The organism is Streptomyces sp. HUAS TT7 (assembly GCF_051550175.1).
Classification (GTDB): Bacteria; Actinomycetota; Actinomycetes; order Streptomycetales; family Streptomycetaceae; genus Streptomyces.
The window spans coordinates 2,172,424-2,195,341 of sequence record NZ_CP196175.1 but is presented as its reverse complement, the minus strand read 5'-3'; the positions used below and the strand labels follow the sequence as shown (position 1 = coordinate 2,195,341).

The following is a 22,918-nucleotide window of genomic DNA, read 5'->3' as shown; positions in this document are numbered from 1 at the left end:
GATCATCCCTTCCGCCTCGTGGTGACCGGTTGGTGGTAGAGGCCCTCGCCGGTGGGCAGCCAGCCGGCCCGGCGGTGGAAGTCCACGGCCCCGCTGGCGCTTTGCATCACGGCGACGTCCGCACCGCGCGTGAGCGCCCAGTCGAAGAGCTCGTCGATCACCGCAGTGCCGAGGCCCTGGCCCCGGTCACGCGGATCGGTGACGAGGGACTGCATCCAGGCCACCCGGCCGCTGGGGTAGGCGGGCGAAGGGGGGCGCTGGTCGATGACGGCGATGGCGCAGGCACTCAGCCGGCCGGGGCCCGGAGCCACCGCGACGCACACGTCCGCGTCATGGGTCAGCGTCTTGGCCAGCCAGGCCCGGTAGCCGGTCCGCCAAGCGGTGCGCGCCTCGTCGGTCGACGCGGTGTAGGGGAGTGCCGCCGAGTCGCTGTCGTCGTTTTCCAGCAGGTAGGCGCGCAGGCGGATGAGTTCGTCGACGTCCGCCGGCTCCGCGCGCCGGATCACCGGGGTGGCCGCTGTCGTCACGCCGTTCTCCCGTGCAGGCCGAAGTGGGTGAAGACCTCGTCGAGGGCGCCGACCAGGTGGGCGATGTCCTCGTCGGAGTGGTTCGGCGTGACGTTGACGCGGAAGCGCTCGGTGCCGACCGGCACCGTGGGCGAGTTGATCGGCTGGAGGTAGACGCCGTGCACGTCGAGGAGGCGTGCGGCCGACTGCTTGCACAGCTCGGAGTTCCCGATCAGGACCGGCAGGACGTGCGTCGTGCTCTGCGGCATCACCTCGATACCGGCTCCTTCCAGAGCCGCACGCAGGTGAGCGGTCTTGCGCTGCAGCGCGTCCCGTTCGGCGGTGGAGGTCTTCAGGTGTTCCACGCTGGCGTGGCAGGCCGCCACGATCGCGGGCGGCAGCGAGGTGGTGAAGATGAAGCCCGAGGCGAAGCTGCGAATCGTGTCGACCAGAGTGGTCGAACCGGCGATGTACCCACCGATGACACCGATGCCCTTGGCCATCGTGCCCTGGATGATGTCGACGAAATGGTCGACGTTCAGTTCCGCGGCGATCCCCGCGCCGCGCGGCCCGTACATTCCGATCGCATGTACTTCGTCGAGGAAGGTCAGCGCGTTGTACTCGTGCGCGACCTTGACGATCCGTTCAATGGGGGCGACGTCGCCGTCCATGGAGTAGACGGACTCGAAAACGACAATCTTCGGACGGTCCAGAGGCTGGCCGGCGAGTATCTCTTCCAGATGGTCCACGTCGTTGTGGCGGAACACCCGGCGCTCCGCCTTGGTGCTGCAGATGCCGTTGATGATCGAGGCGTGGTTCAGCTCGTCCGACAGCACGATGGGATCGGGCAGCAGGCGCAGCAGGCACTGCAGGGTCGCATCGTTCGAGCCGTATCCCGTGGGAAACACCAGGGCGGCTTCTTTTCCGTGCCACTCGGCGAGTGAGGCCTCAAGGGCGGCGTAGTGGGCGTGCGTTCCGCCGATGTTCCGCGAACCGCCGGAGCCGGCCCCGTACTCGTCGATCGCCCGGTGCATGGCCTCGACCACCTTGGGGTGCTGTGACATCCCCAGATAGTCGTTGCTGCACCATACGGTTACCTGCTGCTCGCGCCCGTCGGGCGTGCGGTGCGTCGCCTTTGGATACGCGTTCGCGTGACGATTGATTTCCACGAAAGACCGGTACTGGCCGTCGCGTCTCAGCTTGTTAATTTTTTCCGACAGAAAAAGCTCGTACATTTAGCGTCCCCCTGTAACCAGCATGCGCCGTTGGTCGCACGCGATCTGTAAACGAGGGAATTACATACAGCGGGCACTCTCCCCGCAAACCGGCCGCCTGCATCTCTGATGCATCCTCTGCATGCCCGCAGGTCACCGCGGCGAGCGGCGGCCCTTGAGATGCCAGTCACACCGTTGAGGGTGAATTCCTTGTTACGGCCTGCCCGTGGTTACTTGAACGCCTGGGGTGCCGTGCATCGTGAATGCCGCGCCGAACGGCCAAGTCCGCCGGGACGGGCGGCTGTTGACACCGTCGGCGGCTTGTTCTCCAACACGGGCTGTCTGCTTGCCCAGATGCGCCGAGCAGGTGCGCACCGGGCCGGATCGAGGAACGGGCAGAGGGCCTCTGCCACCGAACTCCCTTAGATCTGCTGCCAGTTGGAGTTCCGCGAGCGCGTAAAGCGCTCTCTGGAGCGCGTGCCGATTCCGGACGTCCGGGCTGGGGTTTTCAGACGGGCATCAGCCGCGGCGCGCCGCCCAGGCAGAACCCGGCGGCGGTCAGCTTCGGGTCCCAGTCGGCGCCGCGGTGCGGCATGAGCGCGGCGTGGTGACGGTCGCTCGCGGCGTGGATGCGCTCCTCCAGGCCGGGCCGCTCCTCGGGACCGCCCTCGGGCAGGAAGCGGGGGAAGCCGGCCAGCTCGACGACGGCGAAAAGGCCACCGGGCATGAGCAGTTCATGGACCTTGCGCAACGTGCGGGCGGGGTCGGCCACGTGGTGCATCGACGCCGACGCCCAGACGAGTCCGGGCGCTCCGAGGCCGGGCCACGCGGCGTCGAGATCGGCTCGCACCGTACGCACTCTGCCGCCCGCGCCGCTCGCCTCGGCCTTCTCGCGCAGGCGCCGCAGGTGGTCGGCCGAGGAGTCCACGGCGGTCACCTCGGCCTCGGGGAAGCGGGCGAGGAGGGCGAAGGTGCCTGCCCCTGTGCCGCAGCCCAGGTCCACGATGTGACGCGGGCCGGACTTCAGGGCAGCGACGCGGTGATGGACGCGGTGTGCTCGGCGAGCACCTCCGCGTCCAGGTCGAGAATCTCCGCCCGGCCGGCGCCGTCGGTCTCGTGCCGGTGGTCGTGTGCTGTGTGCGGGGATGCGTGGGTCATGCCGCCGACGCCAGGTGGGTCGTGCGCGTACGGCACGACGCCTTTCGGGATGCGCAAGGCGATGCCCGGCCGGGTTGCCGAACGCGCACATGCCACCGGGGGCCGGTCGTCGGGAGCCCCCAGGCCCGGCCCCCCCTTGTCGCCACCGCTGTCGGGACGCCGGTGGCTGCGGCGGGCGTCGCGGTCGAAGATCCCCACGAGCTGATCGAGCGTCGTGTCCAGAGCCCGGGCCAGCGTGACGAGACCGTCCAGGGCGAGCCGGCGCTGCCCGTTCTCGATCCGGCTGAGCGTGGACTGACTGAGCCTGGCCCGCCCGGCCAGCTCCTCCAACGACCAGCCCTGCGCCAGCCGCAGAGCACGAATCCGCTTGCGTACGAGGCCGTCGAGATCGCCGTCACCTTGCGTCATGGGCAACACGGTATGCCGTGATCGCAGGGGGTGCCCGCTGCCGATCCCCCACAGGTTCTCACCCGAATGCCCCCCGACGTCACCCGCCTCGCCCGCCGCCCAGGCGCGAGCCCGCCGGCAGCCGTTAGCCTCGCGCCACAAGGCTCAAGGCGACGGCTCGGGGCGCCCACGAGGCCCGCCGCCGGGCTTCTTCGTCGGCCCCGCGCGCCCCCGTACCCCCACGGAAGGCCCGCTCATGTCCGACAGACGGCTCGCGCTCATGGCCGCCGGAGGCCTCGTCCTGGCTGCCGCCGTGCTTCCCCCGGCGGCCACCGCCGACACCCCCGCCCCGCATGCCGACACCCTCGTCACCTACCGCGTACCGATCCGGCACCCCCAGGACGCGCAGACTCTCGCCGCCGCCGGGTTCGACCTCCTGGAGCGCCGGGAGGGCAACGACCTGTTCGTCCTCGGCGATCCGACGACCGCGGCCTCCCTGCAGCACATCGGATTCAGCCCGACCGCCGTCAGGACTCAGCCGCGGCCGGCCCCCGGCACCGCCCGGCCCGCCGTCGGCGACACCTACCACGGCGGCTACCGCACCGTCGACGGGAGCTACGCCCACCTCGACCACGTGGCCACCCAGCACCCGGACCTGGCCACCGTCGTGACGTACGGGCAGTCCTGGCGGAAGAAGCGGGACAGCGCCAGTGGACGGGATCTCAAGGCCGTCTGCGTCACCAAGATGCAGCCGGGGGACTGCGCGCTCGTCCCGAACTCCAGCAAGCCCCGCTTCTTCCTCATGGGGCAGATCCACGCCCGCGAGATCACCACCGGCGAGGTCGCCCTGCGGTGGATCGACGAGCTGACGACCCAGTACGGCAAGGACGCCGACATCACCAAGCTGATGGACACCACCGAGATGTGGGTCGTGCCCCTCGCCAACCCGGACGGCGTCGACATCGTCGCCTCCGGCGGCGACAACCCCGTACTCCACCGCAAGAACGCCAACGACTCCCACGGCGCGTCCTGCGGCCGCAGCGGCCAGATCGGCATCGACCTCAACCGCAACGCCGGCACCCACTGGGGCGGCCTCGGCACCTCGCGGAAGCCGTGCGGCCAGGAGTACCTCGGCCCGGCCGCCGACTCCGAGCCGGAGAACGCCGCCCTGGAAGGCCTGTTCCGGCAGCTGTACCCGGCCGTGCGCACCGGCACCGAGAACGACGACCCGGCGCCGGCCGAGGCCCGGGGCCTGATGATCAGCCTCCACGGCGACGCGAACATGGTGCTGCTGCCCTGGGGCTTCGACCACACCGCGCACACCGGGAGCGACTCCGCGCTGCGCGCCCTGGCCACCGAGATGGGCTCGCTCACCGGCTACAAGTCCGGGCAGGCCGGCGAGATCCTGTACGACGCGTCCGGCGGCACCGACGACTGGGCCTTCGACAAGCTCGGCCTCGCCAGCTTCACCATCGAGGTCGGCGACAGCGACGGCCGCGGCTGCGACGGATTCACCCCGCCCTACTCCTGCCAGGACACCTACTTCTGGCCCAAGATGAAACCCGCCCTCCTGTACGCCGCCCAGCACGCGGCGGCGCCGTACCGGACCACCGCCGCCGCCACGCAGTGAGGCCGGTTCGCCGGGGCCGGAGCACCCGCGCCCGCCCCCGGATTGTGGCGATCACCCGCGAACGGTGGTACGCCACAGGGGGGCGGGGCGCCGTCGGCCCCGGATCCGGGAGGGGCTGCCGTGACCGATCAACTGCCGTCCATCGAGCACCTCGTGGTGCTCATGCTGGAGAACCGGTCCTTCGACCACATGCTGGGATTCCTGTACACCGACCACGACAACCTCTCGCCCGCCGGCCAGCCCTACGACGGCCTCACCGGCAAGGAGTCCAACCCGGGCCCGGACGGCACCCCCGTCACCGTCTTCCCCATCCACCCCGACCATCCGCACGCCTACTTCATGCCGGGCGCCGACCCGGCGGAGGGGTACGCGGCCACCAACGACCAGCTGTTCGGCTCGCCCTCCGCGCCCGTGCCGCCGATCGCGCACAACGAGGGGTTCGTCAAGGACTTCGCCACCGTGCTCGCCCACCCCCGCCCGGGCCGGCCGGTCGTGCCCGGCACCGTCCCCGGCGACATCATGGGGTGCTACGCCCCCGACACGCTGCCCGTCCTTTCCGGACTCGCCCGGGGGTACGCGGTGTGCGACCGCTGGTTCTGCTCGGCGCCCACCGAGACGCTCCCCAACCGGGCCTTCGCCTGCGCCGCGACCAGCCAGGGACACATGGACGACCGCACCCACACGTTCGCCGTCACCAGCGTCTTCGGACTGCTGACGCAGCATCAGATCCCTTGGCGCATCCACGGATACACCGCCCAGCCGCTCACCCGCGGCAACTTCCCCGACACCTCGTCCGCCGATCCGGGCCACTTCGGACGGTTCGCCGACTTCACGACGGCCGCCGCTGCCGGGACACTGCCCGCGTTCACGTTCCTGGAGCCGTCCTGGTCGTCGACCGGCAACAGCCAGCACCCCAACTACGACGTGGCGTTGGGCGAGCAGCTCATCCACGACACCTACCGGGCCGTCCGCACCGGCGCCGCTTGGGAACGTACGCTCCTGGTCATCACCTACGACGAGCACGGCGGCTGCTACGACCATGTGGCCCCGCCCATCGACGCCGTCGCGCCCGACAGCAGCACCGGCCAGTTCGGCTTCGACTTCACGCGGCTCGGGCCGCGGGTGCCCGCCGTCCTCGTGTCACCGCTGATCGAACCCGGCACGGTCTTCCGCGCCCCGGCCGGCGCGCTGGACCACACCTCGATCCTGCGGACCGTTCAGCGCCGCTGGGCCCTGCCCCCGCTGACCCTGCGCGACGCGGCGGCCCCCGACTTCGGCGGCGTACTGACGCGGACCCGACCGCGTACCGACGACCCCTTGGACGGGGTGGTCGTACCTGCCTCCGCCGGGCCGAACCCGGCTGCCGGCACCCTCTCCCACCTCGCCGAAGTACACGCCGAGCTGACCGCGCGGGGGCTCATCCCGGCGGAACCCGGGGAGGTCTGACCCGCACGCGGAAGGCCCAGGCCGGCCCGTGCCGGCCTGGGCCCCTATGATCAGACGAGGTCGAACCGGTCCAGGTTCATGACCTTGGTCCACGCCGCGACGAAGTCCTTCACGAACTTCTCCTTCGCGTCGTCGCTCGCGTACACCTCCGCGACCGCGCGCAGCTCCGAGTTGGAGCCGAAGACCAGGTCGGCGCGGGTGCCGGTCCACTTGACGTGGCCCGTGGCGCCGTCACTGCCCTCGAAGGTGTTCTGGTCCGCGGACGTCGCCTTCCACGTCGTCCCCAGGTCGAGCAGGTTGACGAAGAAGTCGTTGGTGAGCGTCCCCGGCCTGTCCGTGAACACGCCGTGCGAGGACTGCTGGTGGTTGGCGCCGAGCACGCGCAGGCCGCCCACCAGGACGGTGAGCTCGGGGGCGCTCAGGGTCAGCAGGTTCGCCCTGTCGAGCAGCAGGTACTCGGCCGGGAGGCGGTTGCCCTTGCCCAGGTAGTTGCGGAACCCGTCCGCCGTCGGCTCCAGAGCGGAGAACGACTCCACGTCCGTCTGCTCCTGCAAGGCGTCCACCCGGCCCGCCGCGAACGGCACCTCGACGGCGACGCCGCCGTCCTTGGCGGCCTTCTCCACACCCGCCGCGCCGGCCAGCACGATCAGGTCCGCGAGCGAGATCTGCTTGCCACCGGACTGCGCCGCGTTGAAGGACGTACGGACGCCTTCGAGGGTGCGCAGAACCGTCGCCAGCTCGTCGGGCTCGTTCACCTCCCAGCCACTCTGCGGCTGCAGACGGATGCGCGCGCCGTTGGCGCCTCCGCGCTTGTCACTGCCGCGGAACGACGAGGCAGCCGCCCACGCCGTCGACACGAGCTGCGACACCGAGAGGCCCGAGGCGAGGACCTGCTCCTTGAGCGAGGCGATGTCCCCCGCGTCGACGAGCTCGTACGAACGCGCCGGCAGCGGGTCCTGCCACAGCAGCTCCTCGGAGGGGACCTCCGGGCCGAGGTAGCGCACGACGGGGCCCATGTCGCGGTGGGTCAGCTTGAACCAGGCGCGGGCGAAGGCGTCCGCGAACGCCTCCGGGTCCGCCAGGAAGCGCCGCGAGATCTGCTCGTAGGCCGGGTCGAAGCGGAGCGACAGGTCGGTCGTCAGCATCGTCGGGGCGTGCTTCTTCGACGCGTCGAAGGCGTCCGGCACGGTGTCCGCACCGGCGCCGTCCTTCGGCCGCCACTGATGGGCGCCCGCGGGGCTCTTGAACAGCTCCCACTCGTAGCCGAAGAGGATCTCGAAGAAGCTGTTGTCCCAGGCGGTCGGCGTGTTCGTCCAGATGCCTTCGAGACCGCTGGTGATCGCGTCGGCGCCCACACCGGTGCCGTGGCTGCTCTTCCAGCCGAGGCCCTGCTGCTCCAGGGGAGCGGCCTCGGGGTCGTTGCCCACGGCATCCGCCGGGCCCGCGCCGTGGGTCTTGCCGAAGGTGTGGCCGCCCGCGATCAGGGCGACGGTCTCCTCGTCGTTCATCGCCATCCGGCGGAACGTCTCGCGGATGTCCCGTGCGGCGGAGAGGGGGTCCGGGTTGCCGTTGGGGCCCTCCGGGTTGACGTAGATGAGGCCCATCTGGACCGCTCCGAGCGGGTTCTCCAGCTCGCGGTCGCCGGTGTAGCGCTCGTCGTCGAGCCAGTTGGTCTCCGGGCCCCAGTACACGTCCTCGTCGGGCTCCCAGACGTCGGCGCGGCCGCCGCCGAAGCCGAAGGTCTTGAAGCCCATCGTCTCCAGGGCCACATTGCCGGTGAGGATCAGGAGGTCGGCCCACGAAAGGCTCTTGCCGTACTTCTTCTTCACCGGCCACAGCAGGCGGCGGGCCTTGTCGAGGCTCGCGTTGTCCGGCCAGCTGTTGAGCGGAGCGAACCGCTGCTGGCCGGCCCCTGCGCCGCCGCGGCCGTCGCTGATGCGGTACGTGCCCGCGCTGTGCCACGCCATACGGATCATGAGCGGGCCGTAGTTGCCGAAGTCGGCCGGCCACCAGTCCTGCGAGGTCGTGAGCAGCTCCGCGATGTCCCGCTTCACGGCCGGGAGGTCGAGGGCGTTGAACGCCTCCGCGTAGTCGAACTCCTCGCCGAGCGGGTTCGCCACGGCCGGGTTCTTCGCGAGGATCTTCAGGTTCAGCCGTTCCGGCCACCACTGGCGGTTTCCGCCGCCCTGCGTCGGGTGCGGGGCGCGCTCGTGCGCGACCGGGCAGCCGCCTGTGCCCTCCGTCTTGGCGTCGGTGACGATTGCATCGGGGTTCTCGGACATGGCAATCCTTCTTCACTCGGTGGATCACAGTGCTCAGGAACTGCGGGCGGTGAAACGACCGGGGCACGGGCACCGGCCGACGGCCTCGGCCTTGTTGCGTTCTGAAGCCGGGGCCTGCGGACGGGGGCCGGGTCGGAGCCGTCGCCGCGAGGGTCTGGGGGACACGGCCGTTGCGGGTGGGACGGAAGTCTTCCTGTCCCTAGGCTATCGGCGGCATCGATCCTACGATGGACCAAATCCAAGTCAAGAAGTACACCAAAACCGTATCCCTTCGGAACGCGACCGCGCCCTGGCACACTGCGCGTGTTCCGCCGAAATCCCGACCCCCGACCCCTGAAGCGTGGACAGGTGAACCGGTATGAGTGACCTGCTCGAACGGCTGCGAGGGCGCGGCTGGCGGATGACGTCCCAGCGGCGCGTCGTCGCGGAGGTCCTGGACGGTGGCGACCACGTCCATCTGACGGCCGACGAAGTGCACGTGAAGGCGGCCGAGAGGCTGCCCGAGATCTCCCGCGCGACCGTCTACAACACCCTGGGCGAACTCGTCTCCCTCGGCGAGGTCCTGGAGGTCTCCACCGACGGCCGCGCCAAGCGCTACGACCCCAACGCCCACCACCCCCACCAGCACCTGGTGTGCTCCAACTGCGGCACCATCCGCGACGTCCACCCCACCGGCGACCCACTGGCCGACCTCCCGGCCGACGAACGCTTCGGCTTCACCCTGTCCCGCGCCGAGGTCACCTACCGCGGACTGTGCCCGTCCTGCTCCTAGACGCGACCCCGCTCGGCGTCCTATAGGGACGCGAGTACGCGCACCGCCCCAAGAGGCGAGTCGTAGCCCATGAGATGAGTCATAGCCGACACCTCTTGGGCCGTGTCGAAGTTGGGCTGAACGGGTGAGCGGCGTCATCATGGCCGGATGCAGATACAGCACGTGGGCGAGGTGGTCCGGTGAGCAGGTACGACGTCACCGACGAACAGTGGGAGGGGCTCGCCCAGGTCGTTCCGCTGCGCGGCCGCAACGAATGGCCGTCCAGGGTCGACCACCAGACCATCCCCGGCGACTACGCGACCGTCGAACAGCGGCGCTTCGTCGTCCTCAGGGTGCAGATCTTCGCGGACGCCCGCGAAGTCGCCGAGTACCTCATCGCGCAGATCCCCGTCCTCCTCGACCTGACCGGCGCCGACCCCGAAGTCGCCAAGCGCATCCTCGACTTCAGCACCGGCGTCGTCTTCGGCCTGGGCAGCGGAATGCACCGCGTCGACCGCAACGTCTTCCTGCTCGCCCCGGCCGGCACCGAAGTGGAAGGCATCGCCGCGGCAGCCGTCCCGCACCCCTGACCCGCCCCCCATAGCCCCACCGCCCCGCCCAGGACCGTCCCGCAGCGCTGTGCCGTCCCTCATTAGTAGGAAGGTCACCGAGGCGGAACGGTTCGTCAGTTTTACGGCTGCGTACGGTCCCAGCCATGACCACGACGACCACCAACAGTGACCGGACCGCCCGTCCCGATCGACCCACCGTCACCGAACTCAGGCTGTCCTCCTTCCGGGCACACCGCGGCGCGGCCATCCCACTCGGCCCGCTCACCCTGGTCACCGGGCCGAGCGGCAGCGGCAAGACCAGCGTCCTCGAAGCATTCGAAGCCCTCGCCAGACTCGGCTCGGGCGCATCGCTGGGATCCGTGTTCCGCGACCCCGCGGGCTGCGTGCCCGAACGCGCCGACGCCGACGCCCAGGGCCGCCGCGGCTTCCGCATCGGCTGCACCGTGGACGGACCCGCCGGACCCGTCCGCCTCGACCTCGCGATCCAGGCCGAACCGGAACTCCGCGTCGTCGGCGAGCGTTTGACCAGCGAAGGACAGACCCTCCTCAGCACCGCCCTGCGCGACCCGAGCCGCTCCACCGTCCAGGCGGCCTGGCACACCGCGGGCGCGGTCCCCGTCACGCGCGCACCGCTCCCCGACGACCGGCTCGGCACCGCGCTGCTGCCGCTGCGCGTCGCGGGCAAGACAGAGGGACAACTGCGCGTCCTGGCCGCCGCAGAACAAGTCGTCGTCGCCCTGCGCTCCGTATTCGCCTGCGACCCCCAGCCCCAGCGCATGCGCGAACCCGTCGCCCCCGCCCAGGGAAGCGGCGCAGGACGGCTGAGGCGCGGCTGCGACAACCTCGCCGAAGTCCTCTTCCGCACCCGCACCGAATGCGGCATCCGCCACGGACGCCTCGTCACCGCAGCCCGCGCGGGCTGCGCAGGCCCCGTCACCGGCCTCACCACCGAGCAGCTCGCCGACGGCACGTTACGAGCCGTCCTCGCCCGCGGCGCGACCCGGCACGCCACCCCCGTCGGCCGGCTCGGCGAAGGCGAACTCCGCTACCTGGCCCTCGCCCTCGTCCTGCTCACCGGACCCGGCGTCCTCGCCGTCGACACCGTCGCCGAAGTACCCCCGGCCATGCAGACCCTCGCCGTCCTCGCCGACGGACTCGACCGCGCACTCGACCCCCGCCAGAGCCGCGAACTCATCGCGCTGGCCGCCGAGATGTGCGCCCGCGGCCACATCCGGCTGCTCGCCGCCGTCGGGGACGGAGCGGGCGCCCGCGAGGCCCACGGGGCGACGGTGGTAGACCTGGAACCGTGAACCAACTCGACGTACCGGCCCTGCAGCGCAGGCTCGCCGCCTTCGCCGCCGCCCGCGACTGGCAGCCGTACCACACCCCGAAAAACCTCGCCGCAGCCCTCAGCGTCGAGGCCTCCGAACTGCTCGAAATCTTCCAGTGGCTCACCCCCGAGCAGTCGGACCGGGTGATGGCCGACCCGGACAAGGCCCACTGTGTCACCGACGAGGTCGCCGACGTCCTCGCCTATCTCCTCCAGCTCTGCGAAGTACTCGGCATCGACGCCCTCGCGGCCCTCGATGCCAAGATCGACCGCAATGAACTCCGCTTCCCCGTCCCGGAATCGCCGAAGCCCCCGAACAACTCGCCGACGGACACGGAGAGTCACTCATCTGAGTGACCGAGATACTCACAATCGGCTTGCTGTGCACAGATTTCCGATTTCCTCTGGCTTTCCGAGCCACTCACGCTCACGCTAGGTAGTGGACGCGAAGCTCGGGTCCGTCGCACGAACGGGGAAATCGGATGGATGCGGTACGGCTCGTCAAACTCAGCCAACACACCCTGGCCCAGAGCCGGGCAGTGCTCGACATCGCCGGCGAGGCCTGGCAGGCACAAGCCCTCGCCCAGGCGATCGGCGGCCACCTCGCGGCCACCGGCCCGCCGGAACTGAGGAGCGAAGCCCGCGGCCTCAGCGAAGCCGGCGGCCGGGGCTGCGCCGTCCTCGACCACCCCGGCATGCGCCGCGGCGGCATCCGGGCCGCCCAACTGACCGAAGTGGCCGACCCTGCGCGTGCGTTGACGTCCCTGGGCGCACTGCTCGGCGACGTCTCGATGGCCCTCGTCTCCGTGGCCTGCGCCACCGACGAGGAGGGCCTGTACTGGCAGTGCATAGAGGCCATCGACGCCGCCGACGAATCCAGCGACCGCATCCGCGGAATGCTGCGCCGACTCACCCTGCGAGAGCAGGAGAGATCGGGTGAAGTACTGCGGGACACGGCTACGGGGCCGCCGTGAGGGGGCGGCGGGGGACTACGCCTGCTGTGCTTCGCCCGAGCCATCGACGGGCGGGGTGCGATCGGTGGTGGACTGAAGGTCCGCGTCGAGCTGCGTCAGATCGGCATTCAGCGCCGCCATCAGCTCTTCCATCTGCTGGAGCAGCCCCTTCGGTGCACCCTTCCGCCCGGCGGCGGCCTGCGGCGCCGACTGCTGCGGCACGGCCTCTTCGGGCACGGCTTCCTGGGACATGGCGGCCTCCTCGGCCCAAGCCCTCCCGCGGGGCGGACAGGGCGGAGAATCGGTCGACGCACCGGACAGGGCCGCCGACACGCGGGCCGGGCGGTCCGGCTCCCGCCGAGCCAACGACTGCTTGACGTCAACGTCACTGATCAGAGGGGGCGCGACCTGCCGGATCGACGAATATTCACCCGACCGAGCTGCCATGGGGCGAGTGGTGGAGGCGAGGTTGACGGCGGCCCGACGGTGCAGGATGGAGGCATGGATCTTCGCATCTTCACCGAGCCCCAGCAGGGCGCCGGCTATGACACTCTCCTGACCGTGGCCAAGGCCACCGAAGACCTCGGCTTCGACGCCTTCTTCCGCTCCGACCACTACCTCCGGATGGGGTCCGCCGACGGACTCCCGGGCCCGACCGACGCCTGGATCACCCTGGCCGGACTCGCCCGCGAGACCAAGAGGATCCGGCTCGGCACCCTGATGACGGCCGGCACCTTCCGGCTGCCGGGCGTCCTCGCCATCCAGGTCGCCCAGGTCGACCAGATGTCGGGCGGCCGGGTCGAACTGGGCCTGGGCGCCGGGTGGTTCGAGGACGAGCACAAGGCTTACGGCATTCCGTTCCCGAAGGAGAAATTCGCCAGGCTGGAGGAACAGCTGGCCATCGTCACCGGACTCTGGTCCACCGAAGTGGGCCACACCTTCGACTACCACGGCACCTACTACCAGCTCAGCGACTCGCCTGCGCTGCCCAAGCCCGCGCAGGCCAAGGTGCCCGTCCTGATCGGCGGGCACGGGGCGACCCGCACACCGCGGCTCGCCGCCCAGTACGCCGATGAATTCAACATCCCGTTCGCCTCCATCGAGGACAGTGAGCGGCAGTTCACCAGGGTGAAGGCGGCCGCCGAGGCCGCCGGACGCAGGGCGGACGACCTCGTGTACTCCAACGCGCTGGTCGTCTGCGTGGGCAAGGACGACGCAGAGGTGGCCCGCCGGGCCGCCGCGATCGGACGGGAGGTGGAGGAACTCAAGGCCAACGGACTCGCGGGCTCGCCCGCCGAAGTCGTCGAGAAGATCGGCAAGTACGAAGCGACCGGCTCGTCCCGCAGCTACCTCCAGCTGCTCGACCTCGACGACCTCGACCACCTCGAACTGATCTCCTCGCAGGTGCTGCCGCAGCTGGCCGGAGCCTGACCGTGCGGCCCGCCCGGACACTCGCCGCGGCCCTCGCGCAGGGACCAGTCGTCCTCGACGGCGGCCTCTCCAACCAACTGGAGGCACAGGGCTGCGACTTGAGCGACGAGCTGTGGTCGGCCCGGCTGCTCGCCGACGACCCGCGGCAGATCCAGGCCGCGCACACGGCATACGTACGGGCGGGCGCCCAGGTCGTGACCACCGCCAGCTACCAGGCCACTTTCGAAGGCTTCGCCCGCCGAGGCCTGAGCCGAAGCGAGGCGGAGCGACTGCTGGCGGGGAGCGTGCAACTGGCGCGCGAGGCTGGGGAATTGAGCGGGGGCGGGGAGGGGTGGGGGAGGGGGAGGGGGGTGGGGGAGGCCCCCCGAAGCCCCGCCCAGCCCCTCGAATTCTGGGTAGCCGCCTCCATCGGCCCCTACGGCGCGTTCCTCGCCGACGGCAGTGAGTACCGAGGGCGTTACGGGCTGAGCGTGCGCGAGCTGGAGCGGTTCCACCGGCCGCGGATCGAGGCGCTGGTGGCGGCCGGGCCCGATGTCCTCGCGCTGGAGACGGTGCCGGACGCCGACGAGGCGGAGGCGCTGCTGCGGGCGGTCGAGGGTTGCGGGGTGCCGGTGTGGCTCTCGTACAGCATCGCGGGCGGGCGCACCCGGGCCGGTCAGGATCTGGCCGCGGCGTTCGGTCTTGTGGCGGGCCATGACCAGGTGATCGCGGTCGGGGTGAACTGCTGTACCCCGGCCGACGCCGACCGGGCGGTGCCGCTCGCGGCGTCGGTCACGGGCAAGCCGGTGGTGGTCTATCCGAACAGCGGCGAGCGCTGGGACGCGGAGCGGCGCGGCTGGGCGGGCGGCACTACGTTCGACGCCGGGCGGGTGGGGGACTGGGTGGCGTCCGGGGCACGGCTCGTCGGCGGATGCTGCCGGGTCGGGCCGGCGGAGATCGCGCGGTTGGCGGCCCGGGTGAGGGGGCGGTCAGGGTAAGGAACTCGCACCGCGCCGGACGGGCGGCTCCCGGAGCGGGGTGGTCCCGGCGTAGAGCCCATGGCCGGCTGGCAGAGCGCACGGAGCCCCCGCCGGTACGCGCCGGGCGGGGCGGCCTCACGCCCGGGAGGAGCGACGGAGATTCACGACGGCTTGGGCCCGGGTCTCGCCGCCGTAGGCATGGTGGGCGCAGGTGCAGCGGCGCACGAGCAGGATCCGTCGGCCGTGCAGTGTCGGCACGTCCTCGGTTCGGCGGCATGCACTGTGTGAGTTGATGACGAGCAGACATCGTCGTCAAGCCTTCCGCGGGCCGACCGGGCCGACCGGGCCGACCGGGCCGTCCTTGCCGACGCCGACCCGGTGCCTGGAGCTTCGCCGGGTGAGTGGCCCCGCCGCGGGACAGGATGGGGGCATGGGATTTCATGTCGATTCCGAGACCGGGCGGCTGCGCCGCGTCATACTCCACCGGCCAGATCTTGAGCTGAAGCGGCTCACGCCCAGCAACAAGGACGCGCTGCTCTTCGACGACGTGCTGTGGGTGCGCCGGGCCAGACAGGAGCACGACGGTTTCGCGGACGTGCTCCGCGACCGGGGCGTCCAGGTGCATCTCTTCGGTGATCTGCTGCGCGAGTCGCTGGAGATCCCGGCGGCCCGCGCGCTCGTCCTCGACCGGGTCTTCGACGAGAAGGAGTACGGGCCGCTCGCGACCGGGCATCTGCGGGCGGCCTTCGACGAACTGCCCGCCGCCGATCTCGCGGAGGCGCTGGTCGGCGGGATGACGAAGCGGGAGTTCCTGGAGGGGCATCCGGAGCCGACGTCGGTGCGTTTCCACGCGATGGAGCTGGACGACTTCCTGCTCGGCCCGCTGCCGAACCACCTCTTCACGCGCGACACCTCGGCCTGGATCTACGACGGTGTCTCGATCAACGCGATGCGCTGGCCGGCCCGGCAGCGCGAGACCGTCCACTTCGAGGTGATCTACCGCCACCACCCGCTGTTCAAGGGCCCCGAGGCGGGCCCGTTCAACATCTGGTCGCGGGGCCAGAGCGACTATCCCTCCACCATCGAGGGTGGTGACGTCCTGGTGATCGGGAACGGCGCCGTGCTGATCGGGATGAGCGAGCGGACCACCCCGCAGGCCGTGGAGATGCTGGCTCGCGGCCTGTTCGCGGCGGGCTCGGCGCAGACCATCGTGGCGCTCGACATGCCGAAGCGGCGGGCGTTCATGCACCTCGACACGGTGATGACGATGGTCGACGGAGAAACCTTCACCCAGTACGCGGGCCTGGGCATGCTCCGCTCGTACACGATCGAGCCGGGTGCGGGCGAGCAGGAGCTCAAGGTCACCGACCATCCGCCGGAGCACATGCACCGCGCGATCGCTGCGGCGCTCGGCCTCGACCGGATCCGGGTGCTCACCGCCACCCAGGACGTGCACTCCGCGGAGCGCGAGCAGTGGGACGACGGCTGCAATGTGCTCGCGGTCGAGCCGGGCGTGGTCGTCGCGTACGAGCGCAATGTCACGACCAACACGCATCTGCGCAAGGAGGGCATCGAGGTGATCGAGATCCGCGGCAGTGAGCTGGGGCGGGGGAGGGGAGGCCCGCGCTGTATGAGCTGTCCCGTCGAACGCGATGCCGTATAGTGATGCGCTCTTACGTATATACTTTCAGTGTTGCATCCCGTTCGTAGCCCAGCCGTCCCCCTACCCGCCCCAGGAGCAGCCACCATGGCGACAGATCTCGCAGGCCGCCACTTCCTCAAGGAGCTGGACTTCACGGCCGAGGAGTTCCTCGGGCTCGTCGCGCTCGCCGCCGAACTCAAGGCCGCCAAGAAGGCGGGCACCGAGGTCCAGCGGCTGCGCGGCCGCAATGTCGCGCTGATCTTCGAGAAGTCCTCGACGCGCACCCGCTGCTCCTTCGAGGTCGCCGCCGCCGACCAGGGTGCGTCGACGACATACATCGACCCGGCCGGTTCGCACATCGGCAAGAAGGAGTCCGCGCGGGACACCGCCCGCGTCCTTGGCCGGATGTTCGACGCGATCGAGTTCCGGGGCGATGCGCAGGAGACCGTCGAGACCCTCGCCGCGAACGCAGGCGTGCCCGTCTACAACGGTCTGACCGACGACTGGCACCCGACCCAGATGCTCGCCGACGTCCTCACCGTCACCGAGCACACCGACAAGCCGCTGGGCGAGGTCGCTTTCGCCTATCTGGGTGACGCCCGCTTCAACATGGGCAATTCCTATCTGGTCACCGGCGCGCTGCTCGGCATGGACGTCCGCATCGTGGCGCCCAAGGCGTACTGGCCGGCCGAGGAGATCGTCGCGCAGGCGCGCGAGGCGGCCGCGGCGAGCGGCGCCCGGATCACCCTCACCGAGTCCGTCGAGGAGGGCGTCGCCGGTGCGGACTTCGTGGCCACCGACGTGTGGGTGTCGATGGGCGAGCCCAAGGAGATCTGGGCCGAGCGGATCAAGGCCCTCGCGCCGTATGCCGTGACCATGGACGTGCTGCGCGCCACCGGCAATCCGCGCGTCAAGTTCCTGCACTGCCTGCCCGCCTTCCACGACCTCGGCACCCAGGTCGGCCGCGACATCCACGAGCAGTACGGGCTGACCGAACTCGAAGTCACCGACGAGGTCTTCGAATCGCCCCATTCGGTCGTCTTCGACGAGGCCGAGAACCGGATGCACACCATCAAGGCGGTCATGGTCGCCACGCTGGGGGACCGGCAGTAAATCAAGGGCGCCGAATAGGAATGCGCCCGATTGGGTGAACATGCGCCGGGGTGGCTACTATGTCGCTTCTTGGTGGGGTCCGAGCTCGCACGCTCGGGCCCCGCTTTCTTTGTGTACGGCCCCTGCCAGGCCGTTGTGTAGACCAGGAATGAGAACCACCCCATGCGGCGCCCCCACCTCGCTCCCCCCGCCCCCGCACGGCGCATCAAACCGCCGCGCCGGCTGATCGCCGAATCCGGCGCCGACCTCGAAGGACACGGCCTGCGCCGCACCATGGGGCTCTTCCAGCTCGTGTGCTTCGGCGTCGGCGCCATCGTGGGCACCGGTATCTTCGTCGGGCTCTCCGACAGCGTCGCCAAGGCGGGCCCCGCCGTGGTCCTCTCCTTCGTGCTCGCGGCGGTGACCTGCGTCTTCACCGCGTTCTCCTTCGCCGAACTCGGCGGTGCGATCCCGGTCTCCGGCTCCTCGTACTCCTTCGCGTACGCGACGCTCGGCGAGCGCACCGCGTTCCTGGTCGGCTGGTGTCTGCTGCTCGAGTACGGCGTCTCGGTGTCCGCGGTCGCCGTCGGCTGGAGTCAGTACCTCAACGAGCTCCTGAACAGCCTCGTCGGGTGGCAGCTGCCGGCTGCGCTCTCTGCGGGGCCCGGCGACGGCGGGGTGATCAACCTTCCGGCCGTCGTGGTCATCGTGCTCGCCGCGACGCTCCTGGTGCGCGGCGTCAGGGAGAGCGCGCGGGCCACCGCCGCGATGGCCGTGCTCAAGATCGGGATCCTGCTGCTGTTCCTGGCGATCGCGTTCACCGCGTTCAAGGCGGGCAACCTCTCGCCGTTCGCGACGCACGGCCCCGGCGGGGTCACCGCGGGCGCCTCGCTGGCCTTTTTCTCGTACATCGGATTCGACGCGATCACCACCGCCGGTGAGGAAGTGAAGAATCCGCGCAAGAACGTGCCGATAGCGATCATGATCTGCATCGGCCTGGTCACGCTGCTCTACTGCGCGGTCGCTTTGGCCGCGATCGGCGGGCTCGGCGCGGACGCGGTCGGCGACAAGCCCGCCGCGCTCTCGCTGATCGTCAACCACGTCACCGACTCGACGTTCGGCGGCGGCGTCATCGCGTTCGGCGCGGTCGTCGCCATCGCGTCCGTCGTGCTCGCCGTGATGTACGGGCAGACCCGCATCCTGATGTCGATGTCCCGCGACGGCCTCGTCCCGCGGGTCTTCGAGCGGGTCTCGGCGAAGACCGCGACGCCGGTGGCCAACACGTGGATCGTCGCGCTGGTCTTCGCGGTCCCGGCGGCGTTCGCGTCCCTGGACGCGGTGGTCAACCTGACCACGATCGGCACCCTCGCCGTCATGGCCGTCGTGAACATCGCCGTCATAGCGCTGCGCCGCAGCGAGCCTGACCTGAAGCGCTCGTTCCGGGTGCCGCTCTACCCGGTCAGCCCGATCCTGGGCGTCGGCTTCTGCCTCTATCTGATGTACGGGACCGGCTGGGCCACGTGGGTGCAGTTCGCCGTGTTCCTGCTGGCCGGCGCGCTGGTGTACGCCTTCTACGGGCGCAGCCGCTCGCGCCTGGTCAGCTCGGGCGACTCGGCAGCGTGAACCAGACCGCCTTGCCGTGCGCGGTGGGGCGGTGGCCGCAGGCCGAACTCAGCGTCCGGATGAGCAGCAGGCCGCGGCCGTGCTCCTGCCATGGGTCCGGGTGATCGCCCGCCCCCGGCGCGGAGAGATCGCCCGGCGGCAGCGGTGAGCCGTCGTGCACCTCGACCTGACAGCCGGACGCGAGCAGCTCCACCACCAGCTCGATCGGCGCCTCGCCCACGGTGTGCTCGACGGCGTTGGCGACGAGCTCCGCGGTGAGCAGCTCGGCCGTGTCGCTGTCGGCGGGCGCGTCGATGTCCGCGAGCGCAGTACGCACCAGGGCGCGGGCGATCGGCACGGCGGCCGTGGAGTGGGGGAGCGCTATGCGCCACGCGGACGGCGTGGCGTCGCGGTCGGGGCCGGAGGGCTCGGGCAAGGCGGAATGTTCCGTTCGGGGTGCGCGGGGGCGTGGGGTTCGTGTGGGGACGTCGAGTGGCGTGCCGCCGTGGGGGTGGGGCGGCATTCCGAGCGACGTCGGGTTGTGAAGGGGCGTCCGGTAGTGAGGGGTCGTCCTGCTTTCAACCTTACGAAGCCGGGGTGCGGTCCAGTAGAGGACCCCGGCCGGGGCGGCCGGGGTCCTGCGGCATCGGGGCGAAGGACCTTGGCCTCTGGTCCTGCTCGGGGACGTATCGCGCACTCGTGACGACAGTCACGTATGAGTGATACCTTCGTCGGGCAGGCAGAAGAGGTGGCGGCAGCTGCCGTCCCGCCGAAGGAGGCCGTCCGGATGAGCCCCTTTCCCAGCTCCGCATCGCCCACCGAGGACTGGCGCCATCTGCGGCTCACGGTGGCCGACGGGGTCGCGACCGTCACCCTGGCCCGGCCGGAGAAACTCAACGCGCTGACCTTCGGCGCCTACGCGGACCTGCGCGACCTGCTCGCCGAACTGTCCCGGGAGCGGTCCGTGCGTGCCCTGGTCCTGTCCGGCGAAGGGCGCGGCTTCTGCTCGGGCGGCGACGTCGACGACATCATCGGCGCCACCCTGTCGATGAACACCGCCGAGCTCCTCGACTTCAACCGCATGACCGGCCAGGTCGTCCGGGCGATCCGCGAATGCCCCTTCCCGGTGATCGCGGCGCTGCACGGCGTCGCGGCCGGCGCGGGCGCGGTGCTCGCGCTTGCCGCCGACTTCCGCATCGCCGACCCCTCGGCGCGGTTCGCCTTCCTCTTCACCAAGGTGGGCCTGTCGGGCGGCGACATGGGCGCGGCCTATCTGCTGCCCCGCGTCGTCGGCCTCGGCCACGCCACCCGGCTGCTCATGCTGGGCGATCCTGTACGTGCCCAGGAGGCCGAACGGATCGGCCTGCTCAGCGAGTTGACCGACGAGGGCCGCGCGGACGAACGCGCCGCCGAGCTCGCCCGCCGCCTCGCCGACGGACCCGCCCTCGCGTACGCCCAGACCAAGGCGCTGCTCACCGCGGAGCTCGACATGCCGCTCGCCGCCTCGGTGGAAATGGACGCGGCGACCCAGGCTCTGCTGATGAATGGCGAGGACTACGCCGAATTCCATGCGGCCTTCAGCGAGAAGCGGCCTCCGAAGTGGCAGGGACGCTAGCGATGCCGGCCCCGCACACCGAGGGCGCCCCGCTGCGGATCGCCGTCATCGGCGGCGGCCCCGGCGGGCTCTACGCCGCGGCCCTGCTCAAGCGCCTCGGCCCCGACCGCGAGATCACCCTGTGGGAGCGCAACGCCCCGGACGACACCTTCGGCTTCGGTGTCGTGCTCTCGGACGAGACCCTCGGCGGGATCGAGCACGCCGACCCGGCCGTCTACCGGGCGCTGCGCGCCGAGTTCGTCCGGTGGGACGACATCGACATCGTGCACCGGGGGCGCACACTCACCTCGGGCGGGCACGGCTTCGCCGCGCTCGGACGGCGCAGGCTTCTGGAGATCCTGCACGAGCGCTGCAAAGCCCTTGGCGTCGAGCTGCGCTTCCGCGCCGAGGCGCCGCCCGCCGCCGAACTCGCCACCGCCTACGACCTGGTGGTTGCCGCGGACGGGGTGCACAGCCTCACCCGCGAGGCGCACGCCGATCACTTCGCGCCGCGCGTCACCACACACCGCTGCCGCTACATCTGGCTCGCCGCCGACTTCGCCTTCGACGCCTTCCGCTTCGAGATCGCCGAGACCGAACACGGCGTGATGCAGCTGCACGGCTACCCCTACTCCGCAGGCTCCTCCACCGTGATCGTCGAGATGCGCGAAGAGGTGTGGGCGGCCGCCGGGTTCGACGCGCTCGACGAGGGTGCCTCCGCCGACTACTGCGCCAAGATCTTCACCGACGCCCTCGGCGGACGGCCGCTGCGTGGCAACAACTCCTCATGGACCGCCTTCCGGACCGTCGTCAACAAGCGCTGGTCGTACGGCAATACGGTGCTGCTCGGCGATGCGGCGCACACCGCGCACTTCTCCATCGGCTCCGGCACCAAGCTCGCCGTCGAGGACGCCCTGGCGCTTGCCGCGTGCATCGAGGAGCAGCCCGATCTGCCCGCGGCCCTCGGGGCGTACGAGAGCGAGCGCCGGCCCGTCGTCGAGTCGACGCAGCGCGCGGCCGCCGCCAGCCTGCGCTGGTTCGAGGATCTTGAGCGCTGTCTCGATCAGCCCGCCCGGCAGTTCGCCTTCAACCTCCTCACCCGCAGCCGCCGCGTCACCCACGACAACCTGCGGCTGCGCGACCCCGGCTTCACCGACACCGTCGAGCGGGAATTCGGCTGCCCGCCGGGCACCCCGCCCATGTTCACCCCCTTCCGGCTGCGCGGCCTGGAACTGAAGAACCGCGTGGTCGTCTCGCCCATGGACGTGTACTCCGCCGTGGACGGCGTGCCCGGCGACTTCCACCTCGTCCACCTCGGCGCCCGCGCGCTGGGCGGCGCGGGACTGGTCATGACCGAGATGGTGTGCGTCAGCCCCGAAGGCCGCATCACCCCCGGCTGCGCCGGCCTCTACACCCCCGAACAGGCCGCGGCCTGGCGGCGGATCGCCGACTTCGTCCACCAGCAGGCGCCGGGCGCCGCCTTCGGCATCCAGCTCGGCCACTCCGGGCGCAAGGGCTCGACCAAGCTGATGTGGGACGGCATGGACGAGCCGCTGGACACCGGCAACTGGCCCGTCGCCGCCGCTTCCCCGCTCCCGTACCGGGCGGGCGTCAACCAGGTCCCGCACGCGTTGGACCGAGCGGGGCTCACCGCGATCCGCGAACAGTTCTCGGCTGCGGCCCGGCTGGCCGCCACCTGCGGATTCGACCTCCTCGAACTGCACTGCGCACACGGCTACCTGCTCTCCGGATTCCTCTCCCCTCTCACCAACCAACGGACGGACCGCTACGGCGGTTCCCTCGCGGGCCGGCTCCGCTTCCCCCTCGAAGTCTTCGACGCGGTGCGCGCGATGTGGCCCGCCGACAAGCCCATGACGGTCCGTATCTCCGCCACCGACTGGGCCGAGGGCGGCACCACCGCCGAGGGCGCCGTCGAGATCGCGCGGGCCTTCGCCGCGCACGGCGCCGACGCCATCGACGTCTCCACCGGGCAGGTCGTCCCCGACGAACGCCCCGAATACGGGCGCTCCTACCAGACCCCGTACGCCGACCGGATCCGCAACGCGCTCGGCATCCCGGTCGTCGCGGTCGGCGCCATCTCGTCCTGGGACGACGTCAACTCCCTGCTCCTGGCGGGCCGCGCCGACCTGTGCGCACTGGCCCGGCCGCATCTGTACGACCCCCACTGGACGCTGCACGCCGCGGCCGAGCAGGGCTATGCGGGCCCGGGCGCGAGCTGGCCGCGGCCCTATCGCGCGGGCAGCCGCAAGCCGCCGACCGGCCGTACGGACGCCCCGAGGCCACGGCTCAGCCTGAACTGACGCACCCGCAGGTACAGGCCGGGCGGGCCCGTGCCGAAACGCCCGGCC

General features: G+C 70.8%; 21 protein-coding genes. 14 read left to right on the top strand and 7 right to left on the bottom strand.

Annotation, left to right across the window (positions count from 1 at the left end; all coding sequences use genetic code 11):
- Window positions 1-2 precede the first annotated feature (2 nt).
- From ACSHXC_RS09745 to ACSHXC_RS09730, 4 genes are all read right to left on the bottom strand, one after another.
- Window positions 3-527, bottom strand: a complete 525-nt coding sequence (locus ACSHXC_RS09745; protein ID WP_438291203.1) for an N-acetyltransferase family protein — start codon at window positions 525-527, stop codon at window positions 3-5.
- Window positions 524-1,741: a 5-aminolevulinate synthase gene (gene hemA, locus ACSHXC_RS09740; protein WP_438291202.1), complete on the bottom strand. Its 1,218-nt coding sequence runs from the start codon at window positions 1,739-1,741 to the stop codon at window positions 524-526. Before hemA ends, ACSHXC_RS09745 begins: the two co-directional genes overlap by 4 nt.
- 487 nt (window positions 1,742-2,228) lie before the next feature.
- Window positions 2,229-2,723, bottom strand: a complete 495-nt coding sequence (locus ACSHXC_RS09735; protein ID WP_438291201.1) for a class I SAM-dependent methyltransferase — start codon at window positions 2,721-2,723, stop codon at window positions 2,229-2,231.
- 20 nt (window positions 2,724-2,743) lie between these two features.
- Window positions 2,744-3,286, bottom strand: coding sequence for a helix-turn-helix domain-containing protein (locus ACSHXC_RS09730; protein ID WP_438291200.1), 543 nt, complete (start codon window positions 3,284-3,286; stop codon window positions 2,744-2,746).
- Window positions 3,287-3,521: 235 nt separating this feature from the next.
- Here ACSHXC_RS09730 and ACSHXC_RS09725 point away from each other — a divergent pair, with 235 nt between their 5' ends.
- Window positions 3,522-4,895, top strand: a complete 1,374-nt coding sequence (locus ACSHXC_RS09725; protein ID WP_438291199.1) for a M14 family zinc carboxypeptidase — start codon at window positions 3,522-3,524, stop codon at window positions 4,893-4,895.
- 120 nt (window positions 4,896-5,015) lie between these two features.
- Window positions 5,016-6,341 (top strand): alkaline phosphatase family protein, encoded by a 1,326-nt coding sequence (locus ACSHXC_RS09720; protein WP_438291198.1) that lies wholly within the window; start codon window positions 5,016-5,018, stop codon window positions 6,339-6,341.
- Window positions 6,342-6,391: 50 nt separating this feature from the next.
- Here the strand turns inward: ACSHXC_RS09720 and katG are convergent, their stop codons facing one another.
- Entirely contained in the window at window positions 6,392-8,623 is a 2,232-nt protein-coding gene (katG, locus tag ACSHXC_RS09715) for a catalase/peroxidase HPI (protein WP_438291197.1), read from the bottom strand.
- 358 nt (window positions 8,624-8,981) lie between these two features.
- On the opposite strand from katG, the gene ACSHXC_RS09710 reads away from it, so the two are divergent.
- The 5 genes from ACSHXC_RS09710 (at window position 8,982) to ACSHXC_RS09690 (ending at window position 12,250) form a co-directional block, all read left to right on the top strand.
- Window positions 8,982-9,395, top strand: a complete 414-nt coding sequence (locus ACSHXC_RS09710; protein WP_438291196.1) for a Fur family transcriptional regulator — start codon at window positions 8,982-8,984, stop codon at window positions 9,393-9,395.
- A gap of 179 nt (window positions 9,396-9,574) precedes the next feature.
- Window positions 9,575-9,964, top strand: coding sequence for a cell division protein SepF (locus tag ACSHXC_RS09705; RefSeq protein ID WP_053730371.1), 390 nt, complete (start codon window positions 9,575-9,577; stop codon window positions 9,962-9,964).
- 125 nt (window positions 9,965-10,089) lie between these two features.
- Entirely contained in the window at window positions 10,090-11,256 is a 1,167-nt protein-coding gene (locus ACSHXC_RS09700) for an AAA family ATPase (protein ID WP_438291195.1), read from the top strand.
- On the top strand, window positions 11,253-11,633 hold the full coding sequence (locus tag ACSHXC_RS09695; protein WP_438291194.1) for a nucleotide pyrophosphohydrolase: 381 nt from the start codon (window positions 11,253-11,255) through the stop codon (window positions 11,631-11,633). Before ACSHXC_RS09700 ends, ACSHXC_RS09695 begins: the two co-directional genes overlap by 4 nt.
- Before the next feature lie 125 nt (window positions 11,634-11,758).
- On the top strand, window positions 11,759-12,250 hold the full coding sequence (locus tag ACSHXC_RS09690) for a DUF6099 family protein (RefSeq protein ID WP_438291193.1): 492 nt from the start codon (window positions 11,759-11,761) through the stop codon (window positions 12,248-12,250).
- Window positions 12,251-12,265: 15 nt separating this feature from the next.
- Here ACSHXC_RS09690 and ACSHXC_RS09685 read toward each other — a convergent pair whose 3' ends face one another.
- On the bottom strand, window positions 12,266-12,481 hold the full coding sequence (locus ACSHXC_RS09685; RefSeq protein ID WP_438291192.1) for a hypothetical protein: 216 nt from the start codon (window positions 12,479-12,481) through the stop codon (window positions 12,266-12,268).
- A gap of 249 nt (window positions 12,482-12,730) precedes the next feature.
- On the opposite strand from ACSHXC_RS09685, the gene ACSHXC_RS09680 reads away from it, so the two are divergent.
- From ACSHXC_RS09680 to ACSHXC_RS09660, 5 genes are all read left to right on the top strand, one after another.
- The gene (locus ACSHXC_RS09680; RefSeq protein WP_438291191.1) at window positions 12,731-13,660 is read left to right on the top strand and encodes an LLM class F420-dependent oxidoreductase; all 930 of its coding nucleotides are present in this window, start codon (window positions 12,731-12,733) and stop codon (window positions 13,658-13,660) included.
- 2 nt (window positions 13,661-13,662) lie between these two features.
- Window positions 13,663-14,637: a homocysteine S-methyltransferase gene (mmuM, locus tag ACSHXC_RS09675; protein WP_438291190.1), complete on the top strand. Its 975-nt coding sequence runs from the start codon at window positions 13,663-13,665 to the stop codon at window positions 14,635-14,637.
- 412 nt (window positions 14,638-15,049) lie between these two features.
- Window positions 15,050-16,282 (top strand): arginine deiminase, encoded by a 1,233-nt coding sequence (locus tag ACSHXC_RS09670; RefSeq protein ID WP_438291189.1) that lies wholly within the window; start codon window positions 15,050-15,052, stop codon window positions 16,280-16,282.
- Between the two features lie 84 nt (window positions 16,283-16,366).
- Window positions 16,367-17,374 carry an ornithine carbamoyltransferase gene (gene argF / locus ACSHXC_RS09665; protein ID WP_438291188.1) on the top strand — a complete coding sequence of 336 codons (1,008 nt, stop codon included), beginning with the start codon at window positions 16,367-16,369 and terminating at the stop codon, window positions 17,372-17,374.
- Window positions 17,375-17,536: 162 nt separating this feature from the next.
- Window positions 17,537-18,976, top strand: coding sequence for an amino acid permease (locus ACSHXC_RS09660; RefSeq protein ID WP_438291187.1), 1,440 nt, complete (start codon window positions 17,537-17,539; stop codon window positions 18,974-18,976).
- Here ACSHXC_RS09660 and ACSHXC_RS09655 read toward each other — a convergent pair.
- Window positions 18,951-19,391: an ATP-binding protein gene (locus ACSHXC_RS09655; RefSeq protein ID WP_438291186.1), complete on the bottom strand. Its 441-nt coding sequence runs from the start codon at window positions 19,389-19,391 to the stop codon at window positions 18,951-18,953. The genes ACSHXC_RS09660 and ACSHXC_RS09655 overlap by 26 nt on opposite strands.
- 351 nt (window positions 19,392-19,742) lie before the next feature.
- Here ACSHXC_RS09655 and ACSHXC_RS09650 point away from each other — a divergent pair, with 351 nt between their 5' ends.
- Together ACSHXC_RS09650 and ACSHXC_RS09645 are read left to right on the top strand one after the other, a co-directional pair.
- Window positions 19,743-20,570 carry an enoyl-CoA hydratase family protein gene (locus ACSHXC_RS09650; protein WP_438291185.1) on the top strand — a complete coding sequence of 276 codons (828 nt, stop codon included), beginning with the start codon at window positions 19,743-19,745 and terminating at the stop codon, window positions 20,568-20,570.
- A gap of 2 nt (window positions 20,571-20,572) precedes the next feature.
- A complete protein-coding gene (locus tag ACSHXC_RS09645) occupies window positions 20,573-22,870 on the top strand; it encodes a bifunctional salicylyl-CoA 5-hydroxylase/oxidoreductase (protein WP_438291184.1) in 2,298 nt (765 codons plus the stop codon).
- The last annotated feature ends 48 nt before the right edge of the window (window positions 22,871-22,918 follow it).